Here is a 26,350-nt window from a genome sequence, read left to right on the forward strand (position 1 = left end):
CGAAAAAATAGTTTGCGCATGCGCCAGCAATCCCCATAGGTTCTTAACACGGAAACGGCGGGCTTCTCCGGAGCCCCGGTTCCGTGCTGTACTTGTCAGTCCGAAGGATCGGCCCCGGCCGATCCCCTAGACGCCGAGAGGAGGCGAATCCAGTGATCAGCATCAACGAGAGCTTCATCAGCACCGCCAAAATGACCGATCGCTCGGTCGTCGCCTCCTGCCTGCTCGGCTTCTCGCACCAGAGCACCGGTCTGTCCGTCGGCAACGCCGCCGCTCGTCCGGGTGCCTCCCTGCCTGCCATGGGTCTCCAGATCCGTGAAGGCAATGAGCGACCGACCCAGGCACCGGAAGCAGCAGTAGCGGCGGCACAGGCGCAGGCCTATGCCTTCGCGGCGGCCGGTGCCGGATTCCGGAAGCAGACGACGCAGCACCACACGATGTGGGCCTTCCGTGGGCTCGAACCCTGGAGTGATCCAGTCTGATCTCGATCAGACCGGCGCCTTCAGGGCCGCGGAACCCCACCCGGGATCCGCGGCCCTTCTGTTTTCCCCGAAACAGGGAGACAGACCGAAGGGGCCACAGCAAGACCCGGTACCAGCCGCCAACCGGCCGACCCCGGCCGGAACGACCAGACGAGGAAGAACACCCCGTGCAACTCGAAGCGCACGCCCCGTCCGTACCGCCTTCAGACACGCTCCCCCCGCCCGCACCCACGGAGGACCCGACCTTGACTCCCCTCACCGCGCTCACCGCGCTCGACGACGCCATCGAGAACCTCGGCGTACCCGTCCCCTGCCGCGCCTACGACCCCGAGGTCTTCTTCGCGGAGTCCCCGGCCGACGTCGAGTACGCCAAGTCGCTCTGCCGCACCTGCCCGCTGATGGAAGCCTGCCTCGCCGGCGCCAAGGAGCGGCGTGAGCCGTGGGGTGTCTGGGGCGGTGAGCTGTTCGTCCAGGGCGTCGTCGTAGCCCGCAAGCGCCCGCGTGGCCGTCCGCGGAAGAACCCGGTAGTGGCATGAGCACCGCCGGAACGATCGATCGCCCCCTGACGCACGACCCGAAGAAGCAGGCCCCGATGAAGGCACCCGCGAGTGAGCCCACCGGCTCCGCGACCCCAGACTTCACTCCCACCGGCGCGACCCGCTCGCGCCAGAACAGGACCCGAGAGATGCAACTCATCCCAGAAGCCATGGCCCGTGCGCATATGCACGAGCGACTGCGTGAGGCCGAGCAGCAACGCCCGGCCGTCCGCCTGATCGCGGCCCGCCGCATGCAGCGCCGCGCCGAGCGCGCCTCGCTGCGCGCCCGCCGCGCGCTCGCCATGGCGGTCATGCAGTAGATCCGCCGCCACACGGCAACCGGAAGCTCCGGCGAGCTTCCCGGCGAACCCAGCGGGGGCCGGGGGGCCGGTCCGAACGGACCGGCCCCCGAGGTGCGTTGTGCCCGCCGATCACCCGGCGACGGCGATAAGGTCGCCGAGTGGACCAGCAGCCTTCTCAACCTGCGGACACCGAGAATTTCGTGTGCTCCCGCTGCGGCACGGCCGCCGACGGCCGGCCCCCCACCTGGACCTGCTCCGTGGAGAACGGCGTCCGCCACTACTTCTGCGACATCTGTGCGCGGGACAACATCCGGGCCATTGAGGGGAGACTCGACTCGGCCTGGTGGTGACCGACGCCTCGGGGGGGCTTCCCCCTCCCCCCCGCCCCCTCCCCACCCCCCACCCCCGCGTCAGGTCATGCCTCAGCCGCCGCGTCGTCCAGCTGGCCGCCGCTCGGGTCGTGCTGCTCCTCCTGCTCCGCCGGTCCGTCGTCCGGCAGGAATCCGGGGACCCACTCCTCCAGCTCGTCCCGCATGCGTACGGTCGCGCCCAGCTGGCACAGGACGCCGATGGTGCTGAGCGTCACGCGGTGTATCAGCAGGTACGACGGCGGGAGGTTCAGCCGTTTGCCCAACTGGTGGGCGGGGGAGCGGGGATCGGCCACGCGTGTCGCCTGGCTGCGCATCCAGCCGCGGGTGAAGGTGAACTCGTCCGCGAGGGCGGGTTCGATGATCGGCAGCAGATAGTCGAGGACCGCTTCCGGCTCCAGGTCGACGGAATCCTTGACGAAGCCTTCTTCGCACAGCATCTCGTAGACCGCGTCGGCCTGGCCCTCGACCGTCATCCGCAGGGAGCGGCCGATCGTCGGGGGCAGTCCGCCGGGCAGCCGGTCCACCGTGCCGAAGTCCAGGACGCCGAGCCGCCATTCGCCCTTCTCGCCCGGCAGCAGACGGAAGTTCCCGGGGTGCGGGTCGGCGTGCAGCAGGCCGGTTCGGGCCGGTCCTGAGAACAGGAAGCGGGCGAGGAGCTGGCCCGCCCGATCCCGCTCCTCCTGTGAGCCGTCGGTGATCACGTCGGCCAGCGGCACGCCGTCGATCCACTCCGTCACCAGGACCTGCTCGCTCTGGTGGACCACGTCGGGCACGACCACGTCGGGGTCGTCCGCGAACTCCTCGGCGTGGGCGCGCTGGGCCTGTGCCTCCAGGCCGTAGTCCAGCTCCTCGGAGACGCGGTCGCGCAGCTCCGCGATGAGGGGCTTGATGTCCATGCCGGGGATCAGCGGGCCAAGGACGCGGGCGAAGCGACCCAGTTGGTTCAGGTCCGAGAGCAGCGCTTCGCCCGCTCCCGGGTACTGGACCTTCACCGCGACGTCGCGGCCGTCCGCCCACACGGCCCGGTGCACCTGGCCGATCGAGGCGGCCGCAGCGGGCTTGTCCTCGAACTCCAGGAACAGCTCCCGCCAGTCCTCGCCGAGCCGCTCCTCGAGCACGGTGTGCACGGTGCGGGTCGGCATCGGCGGCGCGGCTTCCTGGAGTTTCGTCAGGGCCGCGCGGTAGGGACCGGCGACCTCCTCCGGCAGGGCCGATTCGAAGACGGACATGGCCTGCCCGAACTTCATCGCCCCGCCCTTCAGCTCGCCGAGCACCTTGAACAGCTGCTCCGCCGTGCGTTGTTGCAGCTCACGGCCCACGATTTCCGCCGACTTGCCGCCGATTCTCTTGCCGAGCCCCCAGGTCGCGCGGCCCGCGAAGCCGAGCGGCAGCGCGGCCAGTTTGGCGGTACGGGTAACCGCCTTCCGGGGAAGATCAGACATGCGCCCCTCCAAGTCCCAGACAGCCGCGCCCTCTCAGGCGGTGACACCGGTCATTGTCCCGTGTGGCTCTCGATCCACGGCCGTGTCCTCCCCCTTAACGCGCTCACTCGCCCCACACGGGCAAGTGGCGTGCGCCGGTACGCGCTGGGCGCGCCAGGCGTAGCGCGGTGCCGCCGTCAGCCAGCGGACTCCCGTGAGGGAGGGTGCCGCGCCGTCCAGGAAGGCCAGTGCGTGTGCCGCCGCGAGGCCGGCCACGGTGGTGGACAGGGCCAGGTCGCAGGCGGGCACCTGGCGCCGGTGTCCCGAGTGCCACTGTGCCAGCATGCGCGGCCAGGCGGGGTCGCGGTCCGTCTCGGTCAGGGCGAGGCAGCCCGCGCAGGCGCTCGCTCCCGGCAGCACCAGGGGGCCGACCACGCCCGTGCCCTCGATCACGCCCGCGTACAGGTGCGGAGTTCCGGCGGCGAGCAGTGCTTCTGCTCCGGACGGGGCAGGGGCGTAGGCGTCGAGGCCGTCGCGCGGGGTGAGCAGGACCAGGGACAGAGGGTGCTCGCCGTCGGATCTGTCCTCGGGGTGCCGTGGCGGGCGGCCCGGCGCGGCTTGGCGCGCGGCCCGGCGGGCCGCCGCGTCCCTGCGCTGGCCGACGGAGTCGGCGGGCAGCCCGCCGGGAGCGATGTCCCAGGGTTCGACGCACCCTCCGTCCCGCACGTCCACCTGGCCGACGCCCGCGCCGGACAGGACCGACGCCACGACCGCGCCCACGCGGCCGGTGCCCTGCACGCGCACACGGGTGGCCCGGCGGGCGGCCAGTTTGCGGATGGAGTCGTGGGGGCGAGGGGTGACGGCCGACAGGGCGGCCAGGTCCGGGCGCAGCCGGTCCATGGTGTCCGGACGGGCGCGCAGGGCCTCGGCTGCCGGGCCGCCGCCCGTGGCGTCGTCGAGCAGACCGGCGTGGTCCAGGCGCTGGAGCAGCGCGTCCACGTGTCCGTCCGGCAGGCCCATTCTCGTGGCTTCCGCGCGCAGCAGCGGCAGGCCCCGAGTGCCGTCGAGGAGTGTGAGGAAGCTGCCCGTCGCGGTGTCCACGGGGCCGAGAACTCGGGCGTGGGCGGGTGTCACCCCGAACTGGACGGTGTTGAGATCGCGCCAGCCGCGTCGGAGCGCGGGCTTGAGGATCGGATGCATGCGTTCCCCCGTGTCATGCCGAGCCGTGTCATGCCGAGCCGAGCTGAGTCGTGCCGAGTCGTGCCGAGTCGTGCCGTTTGGTTCGTCTGCGTCCGGTGTCGTCGTGCGTCGTGCAGCACCTGCCGGGTGTACGAATCGTGTGGCGAGACGTTGCCGTTCGACGGTCAGCATGCCCGTCCGGGCCGGAGCGTGCTCGAGGTTGTCCACAGGCGGCGAGTGTTTGTCGTACTAATCGAGCTGATCGAGCGCACGGGGAGGGGATCGATACCGAACCGTCCCGGAGGCGGGACTTCCCGCTTGCCGAACGGGTAACGTCAAGGCGTGCCCGCCGACCCACTGCACCGCGGAAGTCCACAGCGCAGCGCGACCAGCCCGCCGTCGTCCGGCCCGGCGGCGACCGCGGTCGAGGTGCGACGGAGCGCCCGCCGACGCAGAACGGTCTCGGCGTACCGCGAGGGGGACCGCACGGTCGTCCTCATCCCCGCCCGGATGTCCGAGGCGGAGGAGCAGCGTTGGGTGACCGTCATGCTGGACAAACTGGCCGCGCAGGAGAGCAAGCGGGTTCTCGGCGACAGTGAGCTCGCCGAGCGGGCGCGGCGGCTCTCGGAGCAGTTCTTCGACGGCAGGGCGCGTCCCACGTCCGTGCGCTGGGTGACGAATCAGAACACCCGGTGGGGCTCGTGCACGCCCTCGGAGGGCAGCATCCGCCTGTCGCACCGGTTGCAGGGCATGCCCGAGTACGTGGTCGACTACGTCCTGGTCCACGAGCTCGCGCATCTGCTGGTCCCGGGGCACGGGCCGCGTTTCTGGCAGCTCCTGGAGGCCTATCCGCGCACGGAGCGCGCCCGCGGCTACCTCGAAGGAGTGGCGGCCGCGGACCGGCTGCCGCACCTGCCCGCCGCCCGGGAGGAGTGACCGGCGTCTCGGCGCGGCAGGGCGGACGGGACACCCCTCGGTGGTTGTGTACCGGGTCTGTACCGGCTTCGTCCGTTGTCGGACTTTGCGGTTAGCCTGGCGCGACGCATTCACCATCGGGATGGGGGACGGTCGTTACGTATGCCCAGGGAATTCCAACGCGGCCATAAGGCCAAGATCAGTGACCTCACCGCGGGGACCGACCTGTACGTCGGCGTGCACATCGCTGCCCCCGGGCTGACCTTCGACATCAGCTGCTTCGGCCTCGACGCGGACGAGCGGCTGTCCGACGACCGCTACTTCATCTTCTTCAACCAGCCGAAGTCCCCGGAGGAGTCGCTGCAGCTCCTGGGCGCGCAGGCCGGTGACAACGAGTCCTTCCGCATCACCCTCGACCGGATCCCGCCGCAGATCCAGAAGCTGTCGTTCACTGCTGCGATCGATGGTGCCGGGCAGATGTCCCAGCTCGCCTCCGGCTACATCCGGATCGTGGCGGGCGGCGAAGAGGTGGCCCGGTACGCCTTCGACGGCTCGGAGTTCTCCACCGAGCGGGCGCTGATGCTCGGCGACTTCTACCTGAAGGACGTGTGGCGGTTCGCCGCGATCGGGCAGGGCTTCGACGGCGGCCTGGACGCGCTGCTGCGGAACTTCGGCGGCGAGGTCGCCGAGGAGGAGCCCGCGGCGCCCGAGCCGCAGGCCCAGGCCCAGGTGCCCGGTTTCGCACCGCCCGGCGGCGCCACGCCGCCGCCCGCCTTCGCGGCTCCGGCCCCGGCGGCCCCCGCCCCGGCGGCCCCCGCCCCGGTGGCTCCGGCGCCCGCTCCGGTCCCCGCCCCGGCGCCCGTGCCGCACACCCCGCCCCCGGTGAACGTGACGCCCCCGCCCGCACAGGTCCCGCCCGCACAGGTCCCGCCCGCACAGGTCCCTCCCGCGCCCGTGCCGTCCACGCCGGTCCCGCCCACCCCGTCGGTGCACTCCGCGCAGACCATCGTGGCCCCGCTGGGCCAGCCGGGCGCCCCGGTGCCGCCCCCGGCCCCCGCGCCGCCCCAGTCCCCGGCGCCGTACGGCCAGCAGCCCTCGGCACCCCTGCCGCCCGGCTACGGCCAGCCGTCCGCACCGCCGCCTCCGGGCTACGGCCAGCCCGCCGCGCCTCCGCCGCCCGGCTACGGCCAGCAGCCCCCGGCGCCGGTGCCCGGCCAGGCCCCGCCACCCTTCGCGCAGGGCGCCCCGGGAGCGGCCCCGCAGGGCGCCGGTGTGGCCGCCGCGCTGCAGAAGTACCGCGAGGCGGGCACGGGCCAGCGCTGGACGCAGCAGAACGAGAAGCTGGTCCGCATCGACCTGAACGTCGGCGGCCAGCCCGTGCTCGCCCGGCAGGGCAGCATGGTGCTCTACCAGGGCAAGGTCGAGTTCAGTTACAAGGGCGCGGGCTTCGCGGGCCGCGTCGTGGGCAACGCCACCGGCCAGGAGATGCAGCTGATGCGCTGTACGGGCCGCGGCCAGGTCTTCCTCGCCGAAGAGGGCACCCATCTGCACCCCATCGAGCTCCAGGGGGACGCCATCTGCGTCTCCGCGGAGAACGTCCTCGCCTTCGACGAGTCCCTACAGCACGAGGTGCGCCGCATCGAGGGGCACGGCATCCCCGGGGGCGCGCTGTTCGTCATGCAGTTCCAGGGGAGCGGCACCGTCGTCGTGAAGACGCACGGCATGCCCGTCGTGCTGCCGGTGACCCCGACCACCTTCGCCGACTGCCACGCCGTCGTCGCCTGGTCGGCCGCCGCACAGGCGATCGTGTCCAGCCAGGTCAGGCTGCGGGCGAACGCCTCCGCGGGCGCCACGGGGGAGAGCGTGAACCTCCAGTTCCGCGGCGCGCCCGGCAACTTCATCGTCGTCCAGCCGTACGAGGTCTGAGGGAGCCCGTCATGAACCAGCACCAGCTCGCGGGCTTCGCCCCGGCCCCGGTGGCCGCCCGCATGGAGAACCACGGCCACCACATGCTCAAGGTGGCCATGCAGACCGGAAACGACCTCTTCGCGCGCGTGGGGTCGATGGTCGCTTACGAAGGGTTCGTGCAGTACGAGCCGAACCCGCCCGCCGTCCGCCAGATCGCCCGCGACTGGATCACCGGCGAGGGCGCGCCCCTGATGAAGTGCTCCGGAGACGGCCTGCTGTACCTCGCCGACTACGGGGCGGACGTCGTCGTCATCAACCTGGCGGGCGACTCGCTCTCGGTGAACGGCACCAACCTCCTCGCCTTCGACGCGAGCCTCCAGTGGGGCGTCGAGCGGGTCAAGGGCCTCGCGAAGTTCGCGGGCCAGGGCCTGTGGAACATCAAGGTCTCCGGGCAGGGTTGGGTGGCGCTGACCTCGCGCGGCACGCCCATCGTCGTCGACTGCGGCCGCGGCGAGGACGAGACGTACGTGGACCCCGACGCCCTGATCGCCTGGTCGCCGAACCTGAAGGTGAAGGGCAAGCGCAGCTTCAAGGCCGGTTCCCTGATCGGGCGCGGCAGCGGCGAGGCCTACCAGATGGGCTTCTCCGGGGAGGGCATCGTCGTCGTACAGCCCAGTGAGGACAGCACCGACCGCCTCCGGATCCGGAGCTGAGGGGGAGCACCACCATGCAGAGCTCGCTTTTCGCGCACTCCGAGCAGCAGTCCCAGGAGCGCTACACCGTCCAGAACCCGCAGCTGCTGCGCGTCGCCCTGGAGGGCCACGACGACGTGCTCGCCCGCAAGGGCGCCATGGTCGCCTACCAGGGGCTCATCGAATTCGACGCCGAGTTCCAGTCCGGCGGGCAGCGGCGGGCCCGGGCGCACACGGGCGAGGGCCTGGACCTGATGCGCTGCCACGGCCAGGGCACCGTCTACTTCGCGAACCTCGCCCAGTACATCCACGTCGTGGACGTGGAGCAGGACGGCCTCACGGTGGACAGCTCCTACGTCCTCGCCATGGACTCCTCGCTGTCCCACCAGGTGATCGCGGTGGACAGCCAGTACGGGATCTCCGGCTCCGGCAAGTACCAGCTGAACATCACCGGGCGCGGCATGGTCGCCCTGATGACCTCCGGGCAGCCGCTGATGTTGCAGGTCACCCCGGACCGGTACGTCAACGCCGACGCGGACGCGATCGTCGCCTGGTCCAGTGGGCTGCGGGTGCAGATGCAGGCGCAGACGCACTCCTCGGGCGTGTGGCGGCGCCGCGGCAACACCGGCGAGGGCTGGGAGCTCAGCTTCATGGGGCAGGGCTACGCGCTCGTGCAGCCCAGCGAGCTGCTGCCGCCGCAGCACGCCCAGATCGGCCAGGGGGCACGCGCCCAGTTCGGCATGGGCCAGCAGGGCGCCCGGGGGCAGAACCAGAGCAACGTCTGGAACTGAGCCCGGCCCCTCTGGGCTCCGACCTCTATGGGTTCCGACCTCTATGGGTTCCGACCTCTATGGGTTCCGACCTCTATGGGTTCCGACCTCTATGGGTAAGGGGCGGTCGCCATGGCGACCGCCCCTTACCCATGCCGCCTCTCAGGAGGCCGTCACACCGGCAGGCGCTCCCGCGTGGCCTCCACGAGCCGGACGACGGACGTGTCGGCCACGTCCGCCACCTCGTCGTACGCGAACCAGCGCAGGTCCAGGGACTCGTCGCTGATCGCCTCCACCGCGCCGGGCGGTGCCAGGGCGGCGTACTGCACGTCCAGGTGCTGGGTGCAGGGGCCCGGGATCGGATGGCGGTCCAGGCGCACCGGGCCGCCCGGTAGCAGGCTCAGGCCCTGCACGCCGGACTCCTCGGTGGCCTCGCGCAGCGCCGCCTCCGCGAGGGTGCGGTCGTCCGGCTCGCAGTGGCCGCCCATCTGGAGCCACATGCCCAGCTTCTTGTGCAGCGTGAGCAGCACGCGCCCGCGGGGCGGGTCGACGACCAGCGCGCTGGCCGTCACATGGCCGTCCGTGCAGGCCTTCCACATGCCGTCGTCCGGGTGGGCCGACAGATGGTCCACGTAGTACTGCCGCAGCTCCTCCTGGTGCTCGTACGCCTTCAGGACGAGTACCGCGTCGTCGCGCAGAGTCACTTGCCGTCGTCGTCCTTGCCCTCGGGGGAGCCGCCCTCGGCGGAGTCGTCGCCCTTGGTGAGGTCCGGCTTGCCGGAGGCGCTGCCATGCGCCGCCTCGCCGAGCATCTTGTCCAGCTCGGAGAAGTCCAGCTGCTCGCGGTGCACGAAGCCGTCCGGGTCGTCCAGGTCGGACGCCGTCGGGAGCATGTCCGGGTGCGCCCACAGGCCGTCACGGCCGTCGACACCGCGCGCGTCCGTGAGCGAGGCCCACAGGCGCGAGGCGTCCCGCAGGCGGCGCGGGCGCAGCTCCAGGCCGATGAGCGTCGCGAACGTCTGCTCCGCGGGCCCGCCGGTGGCACGGCGGCGGCGCAGCGTCTCACGCAGCGCGTCGGCCGACGACAGGCGCGGCTTGGCCGCCGCGTGCACGACCGCGTCCACCCAGCCCTCGACGAGCGCCAGGGCCGTCTCCAGGCGGGCCAGGGCGGCCTTCTGCTCGGGGGAGTCCTCCGGCTGGAACATGCCCTGCTGGAGGGCTTCCTGAAGCTGCTCCGGGTTCTGCGGGTCGAACTGGCCGACGACGTCTTCCAGCTTGCTCGTGTCGACCTTGATCCCGCGGGCGTAGCCCTCGACCGCGCCGAACAGGTGCGAGCGCAGCCACGGCACGTGCGCGAAGAGCCGCTGGTGGGCGGCCTCGCGCAGGGCCAGATACAGCCGCACCTCGTCCATCGGGACGCTGAGGTCCTTGCCGAACGCGGTCACGTTCACCGGCAGGAGGGCCGCGCGGCCCGCCGGGCCGAGGGGCAGGCCGACGTCCGTGGAGCCCACGACCTCGCCCGCGAGCACGCCCACGGCCTGGCCGATCTGCTGGCCGAACATGGCGCCGCCCATGGAGCGCATCATGCCGATCAGCGGGCCCGCCATGGCCTGCATCTCCTCGGGCAGGACGTCGCCCATGGCCACGCCGACGCGCTCGGCGACGGGGTCGACGAGCTCCTTCCACGCCGGCAGGGTCGCCTCGACCCACTCGGCGCGGCTCCAGGCCACGGCGGTGCCGGAGCCGGACGGCAGGGAGGTGGCGTCGTCCAGCCAGAGGTCGGCCAGGCGCACGGCCTCCTCGACGGCGGTCCGCTCGGCGGGCCCGACGCTGGCGTCCTTGGTGCCGTCCGCCGTGCCCTGGGCGACGGTCTGGCGGGCGATGTCCTTGGCCATGTCCCAGTTCACAGGACCGCCCTCGTACGACAGCATCTGGCCGAGCTGCTGGAAGGCGGCGCCCAGGTCGCTGGGGTTCATGGACCCGAACATCGCGGCGAACGGGTTGTCCCCGCCGCCGGGGCCGCCCAGACCGGGCACACCGAAGCCGAACGGGTTCCCGGGGCCACCGGAACCCTGTCCCCCTCCGGGGGTGTCCTTCTTCTTGCCCTCGTCGCCGTCCTCCGGCTCCTCCGGCGGAAGGCCGAATCCGAATGGGGTGTCACTCACGGGTTTCCTCGGCTCGTAAGGCCACCGGATGGGTCCGGCGGCGGCTGCCCGACAACACCACCCAGCGTAGACACCGCGACGGGATCGGGCCTCGGTGCTTCGCCGCCTCGGGGGCTGCGGCAGGATGGATGCCACCTGGTACGTACGCGTCATTCGCATACGTACTGAAGACAACCGCTGGAGACGCCCGGTGAGTTCCCCAGATCCGCAGGTTCGCGCAGCGCGAAACCCTTCGACCCCGGCCCCCGTACGCGGGCCTGTCGTCGCCGTGACCGGCGCCGCGGCGGGCGTCGGCGCGCTGCTGACCGAGCGCCTGGCAGAGTCCGACGAGATCAAGCAGGTCGTGGCCATCGACGAGCGGCGCGGCGAGTGCGCGGCGGCCCAGTGGCACATCCTGGACGTCCGCGACCCCGCGATCGCCGAGAAACTGCGCGGCGTGGACGTCGTCGTGCACCTCGCGCTCGACCTCGACCTGGAGACCGACGGGGCGGCCCGTACCGCGTACAACGTACGGGGTACGCAGACCGTTCTGACGGCGGCCGCCGCCGCGGGGGTGCACCGGGTCGTCCTGTGCACCTCGGCGATGGTCTACGGAGCGCTCGCCGAGAACGAACTGCCCCTCTCCGAAGACGCCGAATTGCGGGCGACCGCGGAGGCCACCGGCGTCGGCGACCTCCTGGAGATCGAGCGCCTCGCCCGGCGCGCGCCCCGGGCGCATCCCGGCCTGAACGTCACCGTGGTGCGGCCCGCCGTGCTCGTCGGCGGCACCGACACCGCGCTGACCCGCTACTTCGAGTCGCCCCGGCTGCTCGTCGTCGCCGGGTCCCGGCCCGCGTGGCAGTTCTGCCACGTCGAGGACCTGTGCAGCGCCCTGGAGTACGCCGTCCTGGAGAAGGTCGAGGGCGAGCTGGCCGTCGGCTGCGACGGGTGGCTGGAGCAGGAGGAGGTCGAGGAGCTCAGCGGGATCCGGCGCATGGAGCTGCCGTCCGCCGTCGCCCTCGGGGCGGCCGCGCGACTGCACCGCATCGGGCTGACGCCGTCCCCGGCCGGTGACCTGGCGTACACGATGTACCCCTGGGTCGTCAGCGGGAGCCGGCTGCACGACGCGGGGTGGCGGCCGCAGTGGACCAACGAGGAGGTCCTCGCCGAGCTGCTCGAGGAGGTCGCGGGGCGGCGGACCGTGGCGGGGCGGCGGCTCGGGCGCAAGGACGCGACGGCGGCGGGGGCCGCGGGCGCCACCGTGGCCCTGCTGGGTACCGCCGCCCTGGTGCGGCGGGCCCGGAAGGCGCGGCGGCGGCTCTGAGGGCCCCCGGGGGCCCTGACGGCCCTTCCGCGGCCCTGAGCCCCCCTCCAAGGGCCCCGTGCCGGGTCGTAGGGACGGCCAAGCGGGGCGAGCGGTGCCTGGGGGATAGCGCTATTCCGTCGGGTCCGTCGCGTGCGGCACCATGGCCCCATGGCACGTACTCCGATCGATCACCCGGGTGAGCAGGCCGCCGACGAGCCGATCCGGCTGCTGGCCGTCCGGGACACGCCGCTGTCGCTGGACGAGGTCTTCCGGGCCGTCGGTGACGACGCCGCGGGCGGCACGGCCCTGTTCGTCGGGACGGTGCGCAACCACGACGGGGGCGCCGACGTGGACGCGCTCGCGTACTCCAGTCACCCCACCGCCGAGGCCGAGCTGCGGCGGGTGGCGGAGAAGGTCGTCGCGGACTTTCCCGTGCGCGCCCTGGCCGCCGTGCACCGCGTCGGCGCCCTCACCGTCGGTGACCTCGCGGTCGTCGTCGCCGTCTCCTGCCCGCACCGGGCCGAGGCCTTCGCGGCCTGCCGCAAGCTGATCGACGACCTCAAGCACGAGGTGCCCATCTGGAAGCACCAGACGTTCTCCGACGGCCAGGAGGAGTGGGTCGGCGCCTGCTAGGGCCTGTCCGATGGGCCGGCCCGCTTAGGGGACTCCGCGTAGGGGACCCCGCGGGTGGTGCGTCCGCGGAACTCCGGTTGCGTAACCGGACCCCTGCCGTGAGCGTTGTCGGAGCGGCGGGTTAATCTGCTGATCAGTCAGTTGTGGTCGCTCATGGGGTCGGGAGGTCGACATGGCATCACTTGCCTGGTTGCTCATTCCACTTCTGGCGGCGGTCGGCGCCGGTCTGTGGGCCCTTTTGGCCCATCGCAACCGCGAGAGCGGGAAGACCGGCGACATCAGCGAGCTGAACGGCTACGCGGCGTTCCGCAAGGCGATGGAGAAGACCCACTCGGGTACCGACGCCGTCTGATCCGCGGTCCCCGCGACGCCCGGGGGACCGCCCAGCGGCCTGCCCGCCCGGCCCGTACGGACCGGCCCCGGGGGTGCCCTCACAGGACCGTCCCGTACTGTCGTTCCATGCCACGCCGCACGGCGACGCTGCTCGCCTCCACCCTGATGCTCATCGCGCTGCTCTGCGCGGGAGTGCTCATCAAAGTGCCGTACTCGGAGATGTCCCCCGGGCCGACGGTGAACACCCTGGGTGACCACGACGGCGAGCCGGTACTCCAGATCTCGGGCCGCAAGACGTACCCGACGACCGGTCACCTGAACATGACGACGGTCCGGGTCACCAGCGCCGACTACAAGATGAACCTCGCCGAGGCCGTCTACGGCTGGCTCTCGCACGACAACATCGTCGTGCCCCACGAGACGCTGTACCCGGACGGCAAGACCGAGCAGGAGTCGACCCGGGAGAACGCCGAGGAGTTCAGCCAGTCCCAGGAGAGCGCGAAGGTCGCCGCCCTCAAGGAACTGGACATCCCGGTGAAGTCCCAGGTGGTCGTGGGCAGCGTCTTCAAGGACAGCCCGGCCGAGGGCCGGCTGCACGCGGGCGACGTCATCAGGAGCGTGGACGGCACGGCCGTCAAGAAGACCACGGACGTCGCGAAGCTCGTCACCCGGCACAAGCCCGGCGAGGCCGTCACGTTCACCGTCGTACCGGTCAAGGAGGCGGCCGCCGCCGAGAAGGCGGGCAAGGTGCCGGCCAAGACCGAGGACATCAAGATCACCACGGACAAGTCCGACGACGAGGGCAAGGCCCGGGCGATCGTCGGCATCCAGGCCGGGACCGACCACACCTTCCCGTTCACCATCGACATCAAGCTCGCCGACGTGGGCGGGCCCAGCGCGGGCCTGATGTTCGCGCTCGGGATCGTCGACAAGATCACGCCGGGTGACCTCACGGGCGGCAAGTTCGTCGCGGGCACCGGCACGATCGACGACGACGGCAAGGTCGGCCCGATCGGCGGCATCGAGATGAAGACCGTGGGCGCGCGCGACAAGGGCGCGGAGTACTTCCTCACGCCCAAGGACAACTGCGCGACCGCCGCGAAGGACGTCCCCGACGGGCTCACGCTGGTCAAGGTCGACACCATCGACGACGCGGTGAAGTCCCTCGACAAGATCCGCAAGGGAGACACCGCCGGTCTGCCGCAGTGCACCAAGGGCTGAGCGCACGGAAACGGCCGCGGCCGGGGCGGTCGGCCCCGGCCACGTACTCGGTCAGATGCTGTGGAGCGCCCGCGGAGCGGCTACTCCGCGAACGTGGCGGACAGCGCGTCCGCGAGGCCCGGCACCAGGTCGGAGCCGGTCAGGACCTCCGTGGCGGAGTCCTTCTCGCGCAGCCGCAGGGCCGAGTCGCGCGCGCCGTCGCGCAGCACCGCGACCGTCATGCGGACTTCCTGGCGTTCGGGGTGCTTCGCCACCCACGCGGCGAGCTGCTTCTCGCTCAGATGCTGCGGAACGGACGCCTCCGCGGACGGCGGGAGCATCAGGCGCTCCACGGTGAGGGCGCAGCCCGCGACGGAGTCGGGCCAGGCGATGGTGCCGAGGAACTCGTCGAGCGCGGCCCCGGCGGGCAGCTCCTCCTGCTCGATGGGGGTGAGCGGCGCGGCCGAGCCGTCGTCGGGGAGGCCGAGGCGGTCGGCGAGGCCGGGCTCCTGGGTGCGCAGTCGCGCGGTGTCCACCAGGGCGAAGAGACGGGCGGGCTGATCCCAGCCGAGGCTCGCGACGTACTCGTCGATTTCGAGCACGGCGCGGGTGAGCGGGCTCGCGGCCATCGGAGGGCCGGAGGGGGAAACGTTGGGCATGCCCAATATCCTGCCTGGTTCAGACCCCGGAACGGGAACTGAGTAAAGCGTCGGTAAGTTGCATCAGTGGGCTCTACGATCGCGGGGCCCGATTCAGCCACAGCCACAGCTACAGCGAACTTCGAGGTGCGCACCTTGGCTTTCCAGATGCCGGACCGCGGCGGAGGCCCGACGGGGCCACGGATCAGAGTGGGCCGACCGTCCCGTCGTGTCCGGACCCTGCTTTTGACGCTCGGCGTCCTGGCCGTGCTGGCCATGGCGTTCGTCATGTTCGCGGGGTTCTGGACGGACTGGCTCTGGTTCCGCTCGGTCGGCTACTCATCGGTCTTCACGACGACCCTGTCGACCAAGATCGGCCTGTTCTTCGTCTTCGGCCTCCTCATGGCGGCCGCGGTCGGGGTGAACATCTGGCTGGCGCACCGGCTGCGCCCGCCGCTGAGCGCCATGTCGATGGAGCAGCAGAGCCTCGACCGGTACCGCATGGCGATCGCGCCGTTCAAGAAGTGGCTCCTCATCGGGATCACCGCGCTCGTCGGCCTCATCGCGGGCGCCTCCGCCGCGGGCCAGTGGCGCACCTGGCTGATGTGGGTCAACGGCGTGCCGTTCGGCCAGAAGGACCCCCAGTTCCACCTGGACGTCTCCTTCTTCGCCTTCGACCTGCCCTGGTACCGCTTCCTGCTCGGCTTCGGCTTCGCGGCCACGGTCCTCTCGGTGATCGCCGCCGCCCTCACGCACTACCTGTACGGCGGCCTGCGCATCACCAGCCCCGGCGGCCGGGCCACGGCCGCGGCGACCGGGCACCTCTCGGTGCTGATCGGCATCTTCGTGGCCCTCAAGGCCGTCGCGTACTGGCTCGACCGGTACGGCCTCGCGGTGAAGTCCAGTGACTTCAAGGCGACCGACAACTGGACGGGCCTGAGGTACGTCGACGCCAACGCCTATCTGCCGGCGAAGACGATCCTGTTCTGCATCGCCGTCATCTGCGCGCTGCTGTTCTTCGCCACGCTGTGGCGGCGCACCTGGCAGCTGCCGGTCATCGGCTTCGGCCTGATGGTGCTCTCCGCGATCCTGATCGGCGGCCTGTACCCGGCCATCGTCCAGAAGTTCCAGGTCCAGCCGAACGAGCAGGCGAAGGAAGCCCCGTACGTCGAGAAGAACCTGGAAGCGACGCGCGAGGCGTACGACATCGGCGGCACCGATGTGAAGAAGTACCCGGGCGTGAGCACCACCAAGGACACGTCGAAGCTGCGCACCGCCGCGGCCGACGCCGCCAGCTTCCGCCTGCTCGACCCGAACATCGTCTCGCCGACCTTCCAGCAGCTCCAGCAGATGAAGGCCTACTACGGCTTCCCGTCGAACCTGGACGTCGACCGCTACAAGGACAAGGACGGCAAGGAGCAGGACACCGTCATCGGCCTGCGCGAGCTGGACCTGGACGGCGTCCAGAAGAACAACTGGATCAACGACCACTTCCGCTACACCCACGGCTACGGCGTCGTCGCGGCCAAGGGCACGGAGGCGAAGGGGTCGGGCGAGCCGGTCTTCACCGAGTCCGACCTGCCCTCCAAGGGCAGCCTGCCGCGGTACCAGCAGCGCATCTACTACGGCGAGAAGACCACTCAGTACTCGATCGTCGGCGGTCCGCAGAAGGAGATCGACTACTCGGACGACAGCGGCGAGAAGACGACCAGCTACAAGGGCAAGAGCGGCGTCAACCTCTCCAACCCGCTGAACAGGGCCGCGTACGCGGTGTCGTTCGGCGAGCCCCAGATGCTGTACTCGGGCGCGATCGGCGAGGGCTCGCGGATCCTGTACAACCGCACGCCCAAGGAGCGCGTCGAGGCGGTGGCTCCCTGGCTGACGATCGACGGCGACGCCTACCCGGCGGTGGTCGACGGCAAGATCCAGTGGATCGTCGACGCCTACACGACGACGAACGGCTATCCGTACGCGTCGCGCACCACGCTCGGCGACACCACGGCCGACTCCCTGACGGCGCGGAACAACCAGCGCCAGGTGGTCGCCCAGCAGAACCAGGTCAACTACATCCGCAACTCGGTGAAGGCGACCGTCGACGCGTACAGCGGTGACGTCAAGTTGTACGAGTGGGACACCAAGGACCCCATTCTGAAGACGTGGCGCAAGGCGTTCCCGGGCACCGTCAAGGACAAGAGCGAGATCTCGCCGGCCCTGATGGACCACCTGCGCTACCCGCAGGACCTGTTCAAGGTCCAGCGCGAGCTGCTCACCCGCTACCACGTGAAGGACGCCGACACGTTCCTCAGCGGCAGCGAGGTGTGGGAGGTCCCGAGCGACCCGACGAACCAGACGTCCAGCGCCGTCCCGCCGTACTACCTGAGCATGAAGATGCCCGGCGGCAAGAAGCAGGACTTCTCGCTGACGACGACCTTCGTGCCCAACAAGCGGAACAACCTGAGCGCCTTCATGGCGGTCAACGCGGACGCGGGCTCACCGGACTACGGCAAGATGCAGATCTTGAAGATGCCGACCGACAGAACGGTCGACGGTCCGAAGCTCGTCCAGAGTCAGTTCAACTCCGACAAGGACATCGCGGAGCAGATCAGACTCCTCAAGGGCGGCGACTCCGAAGTCGACTACGGCAATCTCCTGACCGTGCCCCTGGACGGCGGCCTGCTCTACGTGGAGCCCGTCTACGTCAAGGGCGGTGGGCTCAAGTACCCACTCCTGAAGCGCGTCCTCGTCACCTATGGAGACAAGATCGCCTTCGAGAGCACCCTGGACAAGGCGCTCAACGTGGTCTTCGGAACCGAAGGGGCGACTCCCGTCGAGCCGCCGGACAAACCGGGCAGCGGCGACAAGGAGAAGCCCGACAAGGAGAAGCCGCCGACGTCGGACAACCCCGACCTCCAGAAGGCCATCGACGACGCCCAGAAGGCGATCGACGAAGGCAAGGAGGCCCTCAAGGACGACGACTGGGAGGCCTACGGCAAGGCCCAGGCCAAGCTCCAGGAGGCCCTGGAGCGCGCCGAGGACGCCCAGTCCGACCAGGCGAAGAAGGGCGACAAGGACGGGAAGGGCGACAAGGGCGGGGGCGACGGCGGATAGCCGCTCACCGGGGACGCCCGGGGCGCGCGGACAGCGCGCGGCACCCACCCCGCGCCGTGATACGGTGACGTACACAACGGCGCGGGGTGGAGCAGCTCGGTAGCTCGCTGGGCTCATAACCCAGAGGTCGCAGGTTCAAATCCTGTCCCCGCTACTCGCGACGAAGGCCCGGATCCTGTCACAGGATCCGGGCCTTCGTCATGCCCGGCGCGCCCCCTCCGTGATGCGTTCATGCCGGTGTCCCATGCCAGTGATGTGGGGTTCGTGCGAAGAGTGGTCCGGGCGGGGGGAGTTGAGGGAAGCTGTGTTTCACTTATCTCTCTGTGGGCATGTCGACAAAACGCTGAAGTGACCTCACTGGCTGCGGTATACCAGGTGTACCCAGGTTGCAGGTGGTGCGACGATGGACGTTATGGGGGACAAGGCAACTCTGTTGGAGACTGGGCGTTTTGTGCCGTCGGCCGACCGGGACGATCCGGGGGCCGCCGCGGAAGAGATGCAGCACCGGGTCGCGGCCGAGGCCGGGGACGTGGACGCGATGAGCGTCCTGGGAAGCCTGCTGCTGCGCCGCGGTGATCTCGACGGCGCCGAGTCCTTGCTGCGCGCGGCGACCGCCGCCGGTGACCGCGCCGCGGCCAACAACCTGGGTGTCCTCCTGCACCAGCGCGGCTATGTCGAGGAGGCCGCCGGATGGTGGCGGATCGCCGCCGTCGCGGGCTCGGCCGCCGCGGCCCACGCGCTCGGCAGGCACCACCGCGAGCGCGGCGACGAGCCCGCGGCCGAGTACTGGCTGCGCCAGTCCGCAGAACAGGGCCACACCCTCGGCGCGTACGCGCTCGCCGACCTCCTGGAGCACCGGGGCGACGTCGGCGCGGAGCGCTGGATGCGCACCGCCGCCGAGCGCGGGCACCGCGAGGCGGCCTACCGGCTGGCGCGCGCCCTCGACCGGCGTGCCGAGCAGGAGCCGCCCGGCGAGGTCGGCGCCCGCCCCGACGCGGGCCGCTCGCCGCTCGCCGAGGCCGAGCAGTGGTACCGCCAGGCCGCCGCGCGCGGCCACCGCCGTGCCGCGCTGCACCTCGGCGCCATCCTGGAGAAGCGCGGCGAGCTCAAGGAGGCCGGGCGCTGGTACCTGACCTCCGCCAAGGACGGCGAGGCCAAGGCCGCCTGCGCCCTCGGCTTCCTGCTGCGCGACGCGGGCGACGAGACGAACGCCGCCGTGTGGTGGCTCAAGGCCGCCCAGGACGGCGACGGCAACGCGGCCAACGCCCTGGGCGCGCTGCACGCCGAGCGCGGCGAGACCCAGACCGCCGAGCGCTGGTACCGCGCGGCGCTCGACGCGGGCGACGTGAACGGCGCGTACAACCTGGGCCTGCTGTGCGCCGAGCAGAAGCGCACCGCGCAGGCCGACCAGTGGTACCGCCGCGCCGCCTACGCCGGACACCGCGAGGCGGCGAACGCGCTCGCCGTGCTGCTGCTCCAGGGCGGCGACGCCCTCGGCGCCGAGCCGTGGTTCTCCAAGGCCGCCGAGGCCGGCAGCGTGGACGCCGCGTTCAACCTCGGGATCCTGTACGCGAGCCGGGGCGACGACACGGCGGCGCTGCGCTGGTACGAGCGGGCCGCGGCCGCGGGGCACACCGACGCCGCGCTCCAGGTCGGCACGGCACGCCTGCGCGACGGCGACGAGCGGGAGGCCGAGCGGCACCTGCGGTGCGCCGCGGGCGGCGGCAGCGCGGAGGCCGCGTACCGCCTCGGCACGGTGCTCGACGCGCGCCGCCCGGCCGCGGCCGCGCCCGCGCTCGGGGAGCCCGCGGCGCGCAAGTCGGAGTGCGAGGAGTGGTACGAGCGCGCGGCCCAGCAGGGGCACCGGCGGGCCCAGGTGCGGGTCGGGATGCTCGCCGCCGGGCGCGGCGACGTGGTCGAGGCCGCGCGGTGGTACCGCCTCGCGGCGGAGGCCGGGAGCCGCAACGGCGCGTTCAACCTGGGCCTGCTCCTCGCCCGCGAGGGCAGTGAGCCGGAGGCCGCGCTGTGGTGGACGCGCGCCGCGGACGCCGGGCACGGCCGGGCCGCGCTGCGGCTCGCCCTGCTGTACGCACGCCGGGGGCAGCTCGCGGAGGGGCAGCGGTGGGCCTCGCGGGCGGTGGAGCTCGGGCCGGCGGAGGTGGCGGAGCGGGCGGGGCGGCTCGGGGAGGCGCTGCGGCAGGAGCTGTCGGCGTAGGGCACCGGAGCGCCCTACGCCCCCAGGGGACGGGATTTGCGCTGGTCGTAGGCGTGGCGTACTGTTGGGTTCACCGACGCGGGGTGGAGCAGCTCGGTAGCTCGCTGGGCTCATAACCCAGAGGTCGCAGGTTCAAATCCTGTCCCCGCTACTAGAGGCCGAAGGCCCGGAACCGATCAGGTTCCGGGCCTTCGGTGTTTCCGTGTTTCCGCGCCCCAGGGGGCGTATGTAAGGCCCGGACGCCATGGCGTCCGGGCCTTACATACGTCGTCCGCTCAGGCGCTCGTCGCGCACGAAGGGCACACGCCCCGATACGTGACCTCCACGTCGGAGATCGTGAAGCCGAAGCGCTCGGAGTCGGGGAGGACCGAGAGCGGATTGCCCGTCGGGTGGACGTCACGGATCGCGCCGCACTGGGAGCACACCAGGTGCTGGTGCGGCCGGTGCGCGTTCGGGTCGTACCGCTTGGCTCTGCGGTCCGTGCTGACCTCAAGGATCTCGCCGAGCGAGACCAGCTCGCCCAGGGTGTTGTAGACGGTCGCCCGGGAGATCTCCGGCAGCTTCGTGACGGCACGGGCATGCACCTCGTCCGCCGTCAGATGCACGTGGTCCCCATCGAGGACCTCGGCCACGACGCGCCGCTGTGCGGTCATCCGCCAGCCGCGTCCGCGCAGTCGTTCCAACAGGTCGCTCATGAATCCAGCCTAACAGGCAGGGGACCTAGGTCCCGACTGAGTGTGACTTTGGAAGGCCACTTGACTTAGACAATGTCTATCGTAGGATCGAGTTCGGCAAACGCCAAGGGACAGGACTTGCAGTAATGACGCAGGAGGCGCACGTGACGCAGGGACACCTCACCACCGAGGCCGGAGCGCCGGTCGCCGACAACCAGAACAGCGAGACCGCGGGCGTCGGCGGTCCCATGCTGCTCCAGGACCAGCACCTCCTGGAGAAGCTGGCGCACTTCAACCGCGAGCGGATCCCGGAGCGCGTGGTGCACGCGCGGGGCGCGGGTGCCTACGGCACGTTCAAGGTGACGGCGGACGTCACCCCGTACACGCGCGCCGCGTTCCTCTCCGAGATCGGCAAGGAGACCGAGGTCTTCCTGCGCTTCTCCACGGTCGCGGGCAACCTCGGCGCGGCCGACGCGGTGCGTGACCCGCGCGGCTTCTCGCTGAAGTTCTACACCGAGGAGGGCAACTACGACCTCGTCGGCAACAACACCCCGGTCTTCTTCATCCGGGACGCCATCAAGTTCCCCGACTTCATCCACACGCAGAAGCGCGACCCGTACACGGGCTCGCAGGAGGCCGACAACGTCTGGGACTTCTGGGGGCTCAGCCCGGAGACCACCCACCAGGTGACCTGGCTGTTCGGTGACCGCGGCATCCCGGCGTCGTACCGCCACATGGACGGCTTCGGCTCGCACACCTTCCAGTGGAGCAACGAGGCGGGCGAGGTCTTCTGGGTCAAGTACCACTTCAAGACCGACCAGGGCATCAAGAACCTGACCGCCCAGGAGGCGGAGGTGCTCGCGGGCAAGGACCCCGACTCGCACCAGCGCGACCTGCGCGAGTCCATCGAGCGCGGCGAGTTCCCGACCTGGACCGTGCAGGTCCAGATCATGCCCGCGGCCGACGCCGCGACCTACCGCTTCAACCCGTTCGACCTCACCAAGGTGTGGCCGCACGAGGACTACCCGCCGGTCGAGATCGGCAAGCTGGAGCTCAACCGCAACCCGGAGAACGTCTTCGCCGAGGTCGAGCAGGCGATCTTCTCGCCCGCGCACTTCGTCCCCGGCATCGGCCCGTCGCCGGACAAGATGCTCCAGGGCCGGCTGTTCGCGTACGCCGACGCCCACCGCTACCGCGTCGGCATCAACGCCGACCACCTGCCGGTGAACCGCCCGCACGCCACGGAGGCCCGCTCCTACAGCCGTGACGGCTATCTGTACGACGGCCGCCACAAGGGCGCCAAGAACTACGAGCCGAATTCCTTCGGGGGCCCGGCCCAGACCGGCCGGCCGCTGTGGGAGCCGACCGCCGTCACCGGGAACACCGGCAACCACGTGACGCCCGTGCACGCCGAGGACGACGACTTCGTCCAGGCGGGCAACCTGTACCGCCTGATGGCCGAGGACGAGAAGGAGCGGCTGATCGGGAACCTCGCGGGCAACATCGCGGGCGTCTCGCGCGCCGACATCGCCGAGCGCGCCATCGACAACTTCCGCCGGGCGGACGAAGACTTCGGCAAGCGCCTGGAGGCCGCGGTCCAGGCCCTGCGCGGCTAAGAACCCAAGCCCTTGCCGTAGGTGACGGGCCGGGCCCCCTCGGGGGTCCGGCCCGTTCGCCGTGTCCGGGTGGTGCCGCGGGTGGTGCCCGGGGCGGTGCTCAGGTGGCCGTGAACTCGGCCACCGGGGCGGGGCGGCGACGGCCCGGCGCCCAGCAGCGGATGATGTCGCGCACGGAGACGATGCCCACCGGCTCGTCGTGGTCGAGCACGACGAGGTGCCGGAAGCCGCCGTGGGTCATGGCGTCGGCGGCGTCCTCCAGGGTCCAGGCGGGGCCCGCGTAGACGACGGAGGTCGTCGTGTGCGCGCTCGCGGTCTCGAAGTCCGGGTTCTGGCCGCGGCCGAGGGAGTTGAGCACGTCGCGCTCGGTCAGGATGCCGAGGCCGCAGGTGTCGGGGTCGAGGACGACGGCCGCGCCGACGCGGCGCGCCGACATCAGCCGGGCCGCCTGACGGAGGGTGTGCGCGGGGCCGATGGTGAGGACCAATGTGCTCATGGCGTCACGGACGAGCATGGGCTTGAGCCACCTCCTTGGGGAGCCCTTTGCCCTCGGCATGCCTGGAGTGGGGAACCGCATTGCCAAGAGAAAGGATTCACAAGTTCACAAGCGGGGGGACTCTCAGAGTCGCAGCGAAACGGAATGCCAACAAGGGGGCGGGTGCGCCCAGTTCGGGGGCGCGCGGCCCCGGGCTCGATTCCGGCGTCGACCGGGACCCGCCCTCGCGGGCGGCCGGTCCAGTGCCCCGGCACCGGCCGGTCCGGTGCCCTGGTGCCGTCAGGTCCGGTGCCCCGGCGCCGTCGGTCCGGTGCCCCGCGGGCGGCCGGTCCGGCGCTCGGGCGTCGGCCGGGCTCCGCTCTACGGCCGGTTCAGATAGGCCAGCATCTCGTCGTGGAGCAGCCCGTTCGACGCCGCCGCGTTGCCGCTGTGCGGGCCGGGGGTGCCGTCGAGGCCGGTGAAGCGGCCGCCCGCCTCCGTCACCACGATCGCGTTCGCCGCCATGTCCCACAGGGACAGCTCCGGCTCCGCGCAGAAGTCGATCGAGCCCTCGGCGACCATCATGTACGGCCAGAAGTCGCCGTACGCACGCGTGCGCCAGCAGGCGCGCGTGAGGTCGAGGAAGGAGTTCAGGCGCCCCCGCTCCTCCCAGCCGCTGAGCGAGGAGTACGCGAAGGACGCGTCCTGGAGCCCGGCCACCTCGGAGACCCGCAGCCGGGTCGCGGACGACAGGCTGCGGCCGGTGTACGCGCCGCCGCCCTTCGCGGCCCACCAACGACGGCCGAGCGCGGGCGCGGAGACGACGCCGACCACCGGCTGGTAGCCCCCCTCGCCCGCCTCCATCAGGGAGATGAGCGTGGCCCAGACCGGCACGCCGCGGACGTAGTTCTTCGTGCCGTCGATCGGGTCGATGACCCAGCGGCGCGGGCCCGTGCCCTCGATGCCGTACTCCTCGCCGAGGATCGCGTCCCGCGGCCGCGCGCGCTGGAGCTGCCCGCGGATCAGCTCCTCGGCGGCCTTGTCGGCCTCGCTGACCGGCGTCATGTCCGGCTTGGTCTCCACCCGGAGGTCGAGGGCCTTGAACCGGCCCATCGTCGCGGCGTCGGCGGCGTCCGCGAGGACGTGGGCGAGGCGCAGATCATCGTGATAGTCGGGCATGGGTGAACAGTATCGATCTCGTTTCGCGCGAGCCACAGCGCGTATCGGGCGGCGCCCGCCGTACCCCTTGACAGTGCCTCGTGGCGCGTCAAACCTGGCCAGCAGAACCGCACGGGCCGCCCGGCCCTGGGCAGCGGGAGGCGACGATGCCTGCAGCGCGGGAATCACTGCTCGACGCGGCGTACACCGCACTGGCCCGCAGGCCGTGGGCCGGTGTGCGGATGGTCGACGTGGCGGCGGTCGCCGGGGTGTCCCGGCAGACCCTGTACAACGAGTTCGGCAGTAAGGACGGCCTCGCGCGGGCCCTGCTCCGGCGCGAGACCGACACGTATCTGCGGGGGGTGGAGCGGGCGCTCGCGCAGGCCCGCGACCCCGTGGACCGGCTGGCCGCGGTGAGCGCGTGGACGATCGGCGCCGCCCGCGACAACGCCCTGGTGCGGGCGGTGCTCACCGGCTTCTGGAGCGAGCGCCTGCCCGCGCCGAGCCGGGCCGTGGTGTCCAGCTCGCCGGTGCCCGCGCAGCGCCGCGCGGACGCGGGCGTGCCGAGCCCGGCCGAGCTGCTCGTCCAGGTGCGCGACCGGGCGATGGCCGCGCTGACCGAGCGGGGCCGCCCCTCGGAGACGGAGGAGCTGGCGCGGGCCTGCGAGAGCGCGGTGCGCGTCGCGCTGTCCTACGTGGTGGCGCCCGGCGGCCGGGACGAGGACTCGGTCCAGCTGGTCAGGCGGGTCGTGCTGCGCAGCCTCAGTGGGCCGAGCCCGACAGCTGGAGGCCGATGACGCCCGCGATCACCAGGCAGATCGAGACGATCTTGAGGGTGGAGACCAGGTCGCCGAGGAAGATCATGCCGTAGACGGCCGTGCCCGCGGCGCCGATCCCCGTCCACACCGCGTACGCCGGGCCCACGTCCAGCTTCTTCAGGGCCAGCGTGAGCAGGCCGAAGCTGCCGAGCGCGAAACAGGCGAAGGCGATGGTGGGCCAGATGCGGGTGAAGCCGTGCGACAGCTTCAGGCAGACCGCGAAGCCCGTCTCGAGGATCCCGGCGACGATGACCAGCAGCCACGCCATGGTTGTGCCTCCCGCATCCGTACGACCCGTACGTTCCGTGACTGCTTCGCCAAAGCTTGGAACAATCTTGGTGCGATTATGCACTTACCGAAGCGGCGCGGGCGTAAACAACGCGAAGGTCGGGTCACCCGGGGGAGATCCGGTCCGCCGGAGGGCGGGCCCCCGCGCGGTCAGTCGCCCTCGCGCCGCTCCCGGGTGGCGAGCAGCCGGCGCAGCGAGTAGAGCCGCGCCGGGTCCGCGTGGCCCTCGGCCACCCACGCGTCGAGCGCGCAGTCGGGCTCGTCGTGGCTGCACGCGCGCGGGCAGTTCTCGGTGCCGGGCTCCAGGTCGGGGAAGGCGTGGATGACGCGCGAGGGGTCCACGTGGTGCAGGCCGAAGGAGCGCACGCCCGGGGTGTCGATGACCCAGCCCTCGCTGCCCGCCAGGGGCAGGGCGAGCGCGGACGTGGTGGTGTGGCGGCCGCGGCCGGTCACCGCGTTCACATGGCCGGTGCTGCGCCGCCGCTCCTCGGGGACCAGCGCGTTCACGAGGGTGGTCTTGCCGACGCCGGAGTGCCCGACGAACGCCGTGATCTTGCCGTCGAGTTCGGCGCGCACGCGGGCCACCGCCGCGCCGCTCTCCAGCTCCTCGCGGCTCGTCACGACGTACGGGATGTCCAGGTCGCCGTACAGCTCCAGGAGCTTGTCCGGCGGGGCGAGGTCGGACTTCGTCATGACGAGGAGCGGGGTGAGCCCGCCGTCGTACGCGGCGACCAGACAGCGGTCGATCAGGCGCGGGCGCGGCTCGGGGTCGGCGAGCGCGGTGACGATGGCGAGCTGGTCGGCGTTGGCGACGGCCACGCGCTCGAACGGGTCGTCGTCGTCCGCCGTGCGCCGCAGCACCGAGGTGCGCTCCGCGATGCGGACGATGCGGGCGAGGGTGTCCTTGTCGCCGGACAGGTCGCCCACGAGGGCCACCTGGTCGCCGACCACCGCGGCCTTGCGGCCCAGCTCGCGGGCCTTCATCGCGACCACGATCCGGTCGTCGACCAGACAGGTCAGCCGGCCGCGGTCGACGGTGAGGACCATTCCGTCGGCCGCGTCCTCGTGCTTGGGGCGGATGTTCGTACGGGGACGGTTGCCCTTGCGGTTGGGGCGGACCCGGACGTCGTCCTCGTCGGTGTGCTTGCCGTAGCGGCGCATGGTTCCAG

26 protein-coding genes and 2 tRNA genes are annotated in these 26,350 nt (G+C 71.5%); 18 read left to right on the plus strand and 10 right to left on the minus strand.

Annotation, left to right across the window (positions count from 1 at the left end; genetic code table 11):
* Positions 1–152: 152 nt before the first annotated feature.
* From MQV74_RS27040 to MQV74_RS27055, 4 genes are all read left to right on the plus strand, one after another.
* Complete coding sequence (locus MQV74_RS27040) at positions 153–482, plus strand: hypothetical protein (protein WP_138961670.1); 330 nt, start codon at positions 153–155, stop codon at positions 480–482.
* Positions 483–649: 167 nt separating this feature from the next.
* Positions 650–1,018 (plus strand): WhiB family transcriptional regulator, encoded by a 369-nt coding sequence (locus tag MQV74_RS27045; RefSeq protein ID WP_030359819.1) that lies wholly within the window; start codon positions 650–652, stop codon positions 1,016–1,018.
* Entirely contained in the window at positions 1,015–1,338 is a 324-nt protein-coding gene (locus tag MQV74_RS27050) for a hypothetical protein (protein ID WP_242722557.1), read from the plus strand. The genes MQV74_RS27045 and MQV74_RS27050 overlap by 4 nt, the downstream gene beginning before the upstream one ends.
* 140 nt (positions 1,339–1,478) lie before the next feature.
* Positions 1,479–1,670 carry a hypothetical protein gene (locus MQV74_RS27055; protein WP_242722560.1) on the plus strand — a complete coding sequence of 64 codons (192 nt, stop codon included), beginning with the start codon at positions 1,479–1,481 and terminating at the stop codon, positions 1,668–1,670.
* A gap of 65 nt (positions 1,671–1,735) precedes the next feature.
* Here the strand turns inward: MQV74_RS27055 and MQV74_RS27060 are convergent, their stop codons facing one another.
* Positions 1,736–3,133: an ABC1 kinase family protein gene (locus MQV74_RS27060; protein WP_242722563.1), complete on the minus strand. Its 1,398-nt coding sequence runs from the start codon at positions 3,131–3,133 to the stop codon at positions 1,736–1,738.
* Between the two features lie 33 nt (positions 3,134–3,166).
* Entirely contained in the window at positions 3,167–4,312 is a 1,146-nt protein-coding gene (locus MQV74_RS27065) for a ThiF family adenylyltransferase (RefSeq protein WP_242722566.1), read from the minus strand.
* 321 nt (positions 4,313–4,633) lie between these two features.
* On the opposite strand from MQV74_RS27065, the gene MQV74_RS27070 reads away from it, so the two are divergent.
* The 4 genes from MQV74_RS27070 to MQV74_RS27085 all read left to right on the plus strand — a co-directional run bounded on the left by MQV74_RS27070 (position 4,634) and on the right by MQV74_RS27085 (position 8,597).
* Positions 4,634–5,227 carry a M48 metallopeptidase family protein gene (locus MQV74_RS27070; RefSeq protein WP_242722569.1) on the plus strand — a complete coding sequence of 198 codons (594 nt, stop codon included), beginning with the start codon at positions 4,634–4,636 and terminating at the stop codon, positions 5,225–5,227.
* A gap of 141 nt (positions 5,228–5,368) precedes the next feature.
* Entirely contained in the window at positions 5,369–7,132 is a 1,764-nt protein-coding gene (locus tag MQV74_RS27075; RefSeq protein WP_242722572.1) for a TerD family protein, read from the plus strand.
* Between the two features lie 11 nt (positions 7,133–7,143).
* Positions 7,144–7,827 carry an AIM24 family protein gene (locus tag MQV74_RS27080; protein WP_172386507.1) on the plus strand — a complete coding sequence of 228 codons (684 nt, stop codon included), beginning with the start codon at positions 7,144–7,146 and terminating at the stop codon, positions 7,825–7,827.
* Positions 7,828–7,841: 14 nt separating this feature from the next.
* The gene (locus MQV74_RS27085) at positions 7,842–8,597 is read left to right on the plus strand and encodes an AIM24 family protein (protein ID WP_242722574.1); all 756 of its coding nucleotides are present in this window, start codon (positions 7,842–7,844) and stop codon (positions 8,595–8,597) included.
* 152 nt (positions 8,598–8,749) lie between these two features.
* On the opposite strand, the gene MQV74_RS27090 is transcribed toward MQV74_RS27085, so the two are convergent.
* Together MQV74_RS27090 and MQV74_RS27095 are read right to left on the minus strand one after the other, a co-directional pair.
* Positions 8,750–9,280, minus strand: coding sequence for an NUDIX hydrolase (locus MQV74_RS27090; protein WP_242722577.1), 531 nt, complete (start codon positions 9,278–9,280; stop codon positions 8,750–8,752).
* A complete protein-coding gene (locus tag MQV74_RS27095) occupies positions 9,277–10,740 on the minus strand; it encodes a zinc-dependent metalloprotease (protein ID WP_172386509.1) in 1,464 nt (487 codons plus the stop codon). The genes MQV74_RS27090 and MQV74_RS27095 overlap by 4 nt, the downstream gene beginning before the upstream one ends.
* 190 nt (positions 10,741–10,930) lie before the next feature.
* Here MQV74_RS27095 and MQV74_RS27100 point away from each other — a divergent pair, with 190 nt between their 5' ends.
* From MQV74_RS27100 to MQV74_RS27115, 4 genes are all read left to right on the plus strand, one after another.
* Entirely contained in the window at positions 10,931–12,043 is a 1,113-nt protein-coding gene (locus MQV74_RS27100) for an SDR family oxidoreductase (protein WP_172386510.1), read from the plus strand.
* A 150-nt stretch (positions 12,044–12,193) separates the two neighbouring features.
* Positions 12,194–12,658 (plus strand): molybdenum cofactor biosynthesis protein MoaE, encoded by a 465-nt coding sequence (locus MQV74_RS27105; protein ID WP_242722593.1) that lies wholly within the window; start codon positions 12,194–12,196, stop codon positions 12,656–12,658.
* A 172-nt stretch (positions 12,659–12,830) separates the two neighbouring features.
* The gene (locus MQV74_RS27110; protein WP_030683279.1) at positions 12,831–13,010 is read left to right on the plus strand and encodes a hypothetical protein; all 180 of its coding nucleotides are present in this window, start codon (positions 12,831–12,833) and stop codon (positions 13,008–13,010) included.
* A 107-nt stretch (positions 13,011–13,117) separates the two neighbouring features.
* Positions 13,118–14,212 (plus strand): YlbL family protein, encoded by a 1,095-nt coding sequence (locus tag MQV74_RS27115; protein ID WP_242722596.1) that lies wholly within the window; start codon positions 13,118–13,120, stop codon positions 14,210–14,212.
* Between the two features lie 80 nt (positions 14,213–14,292).
* Here MQV74_RS27115 and MQV74_RS27120 read toward each other — a convergent pair whose 3' ends face one another.
* Positions 14,293–14,850: a PPA1309 family protein gene (locus MQV74_RS27120; protein WP_242722599.1), complete on the minus strand. Its 558-nt coding sequence runs from the start codon at positions 14,848–14,850 to the stop codon at positions 14,293–14,295.
* Positions 14,851–14,997: 147 nt separating this feature from the next.
* On the opposite strand from MQV74_RS27120, the gene MQV74_RS27125 reads away from it, so the two are divergent.
* The 4 genes from MQV74_RS27125 (at position 14,998) to MQV74_RS27140 (ending at position 20,303) form a co-directional block, all read left to right on the plus strand.
* On the plus strand, positions 14,998–17,937 hold the full coding sequence (locus MQV74_RS27125; protein ID WP_242729187.1) for a UPF0182 family membrane protein: 2,940 nt from the start codon (positions 14,998–15,000) through the stop codon (positions 17,935–17,937).
* Positions 17,938–18,017: 80 nt separating this feature from the next.
* Positions 18,018–18,091 (plus strand) — tRNA-Met (locus MQV74_RS27130).
* A 249-nt stretch (positions 18,092–18,340) separates the two neighbouring features.
* Positions 18,341–20,152, plus strand: a complete 1,812-nt coding sequence (locus tag MQV74_RS27135) for a tetratricopeptide repeat protein (RefSeq protein WP_242722602.1) — start codon at positions 18,341–18,343, stop codon at positions 20,150–20,152.
* A gap of 77 nt (positions 20,153–20,229) precedes the next feature.
* Positions 20,230–20,303: transfer RNA gene (locus MQV74_RS27140), tRNA-Met, on the plus strand.
* A gap of 124 nt (positions 20,304–20,427) precedes the next feature.
* Here the strand turns inward: MQV74_RS27140 and MQV74_RS27145 are convergent.
* Positions 20,428–20,847, minus strand: a complete 420-nt coding sequence (locus MQV74_RS27145) for a Fur family transcriptional regulator (protein ID WP_242722605.1) — start codon at positions 20,845–20,847, stop codon at positions 20,428–20,430.
* Positions 20,848–20,990: 143 nt separating this feature from the next.
* On the opposite strand from MQV74_RS27145, the gene MQV74_RS27150 reads away from it, so the two are divergent.
* On the plus strand, positions 20,991–22,442 hold the full coding sequence (locus MQV74_RS27150) for a catalase (RefSeq protein WP_242722608.1): 1,452 nt from the start codon (positions 20,991–20,993) through the stop codon (positions 22,440–22,442).
* Positions 22,443–22,542: 100 nt separating this feature from the next.
* On the opposite strand, the gene MQV74_RS27155 is transcribed toward MQV74_RS27150, so the two are convergent.
* Both MQV74_RS27155 and hisN read right to left on the minus strand, forming a co-directional pair.
* Positions 22,543–22,956, minus strand: coding sequence for a CBS domain-containing protein (locus MQV74_RS27155; protein WP_242722620.1), 414 nt, complete (start codon positions 22,954–22,956; stop codon positions 22,543–22,545).
* Between the two features lie 342 nt (positions 22,957–23,298).
* Positions 23,299–24,096, minus strand: coding sequence for a histidinol-phosphatase (gene hisN, locus MQV74_RS27160; RefSeq protein WP_242722662.1), 798 nt, complete (start codon positions 24,094–24,096; stop codon positions 23,299–23,301).
* Between the two features lie 146 nt (positions 24,097–24,242).
* Between hisN and MQV74_RS27165 the strand changes: the two genes are divergently transcribed.
* A complete protein-coding gene (locus MQV74_RS27165) occupies positions 24,243–24,872 on the plus strand; it encodes a TetR/AcrR family transcriptional regulator (RefSeq protein ID WP_242722665.1) in 630 nt (209 codons plus the stop codon).
* On the opposite strand, the gene MQV74_RS27170 is transcribed toward MQV74_RS27165, so the two are convergent.
* Both MQV74_RS27170 and rsgA read right to left on the minus strand, forming a co-directional pair.
* Positions 24,838–25,161 carry a DMT family transporter gene (locus tag MQV74_RS27170; protein ID WP_242722668.1) on the minus strand — a complete coding sequence of 108 codons (324 nt, stop codon included), beginning with the start codon at positions 25,159–25,161 and terminating at the stop codon, positions 24,838–24,840. The genes MQV74_RS27165 and MQV74_RS27170 overlap by 35 nt on opposite strands.
* Positions 25,162–25,331: 170 nt before the next feature.
* Positions 25,332–26,342, minus strand: a complete 1,011-nt coding sequence (gene rsgA, locus MQV74_RS27175; RefSeq protein WP_242722671.1) for a ribosome small subunit-dependent GTPase A — start codon at positions 26,340–26,342, stop codon at positions 25,332–25,334.
* Positions 26,343–26,350 lie beyond the last annotated feature (8 nt).

Source organism: Streptomyces sp. AN091965 (assembly GCF_022698285.1).
Lineage (GTDB): Bacteria > Actinomycetota > Actinomycetes > Streptomycetales > Streptomycetaceae > Streptomyces.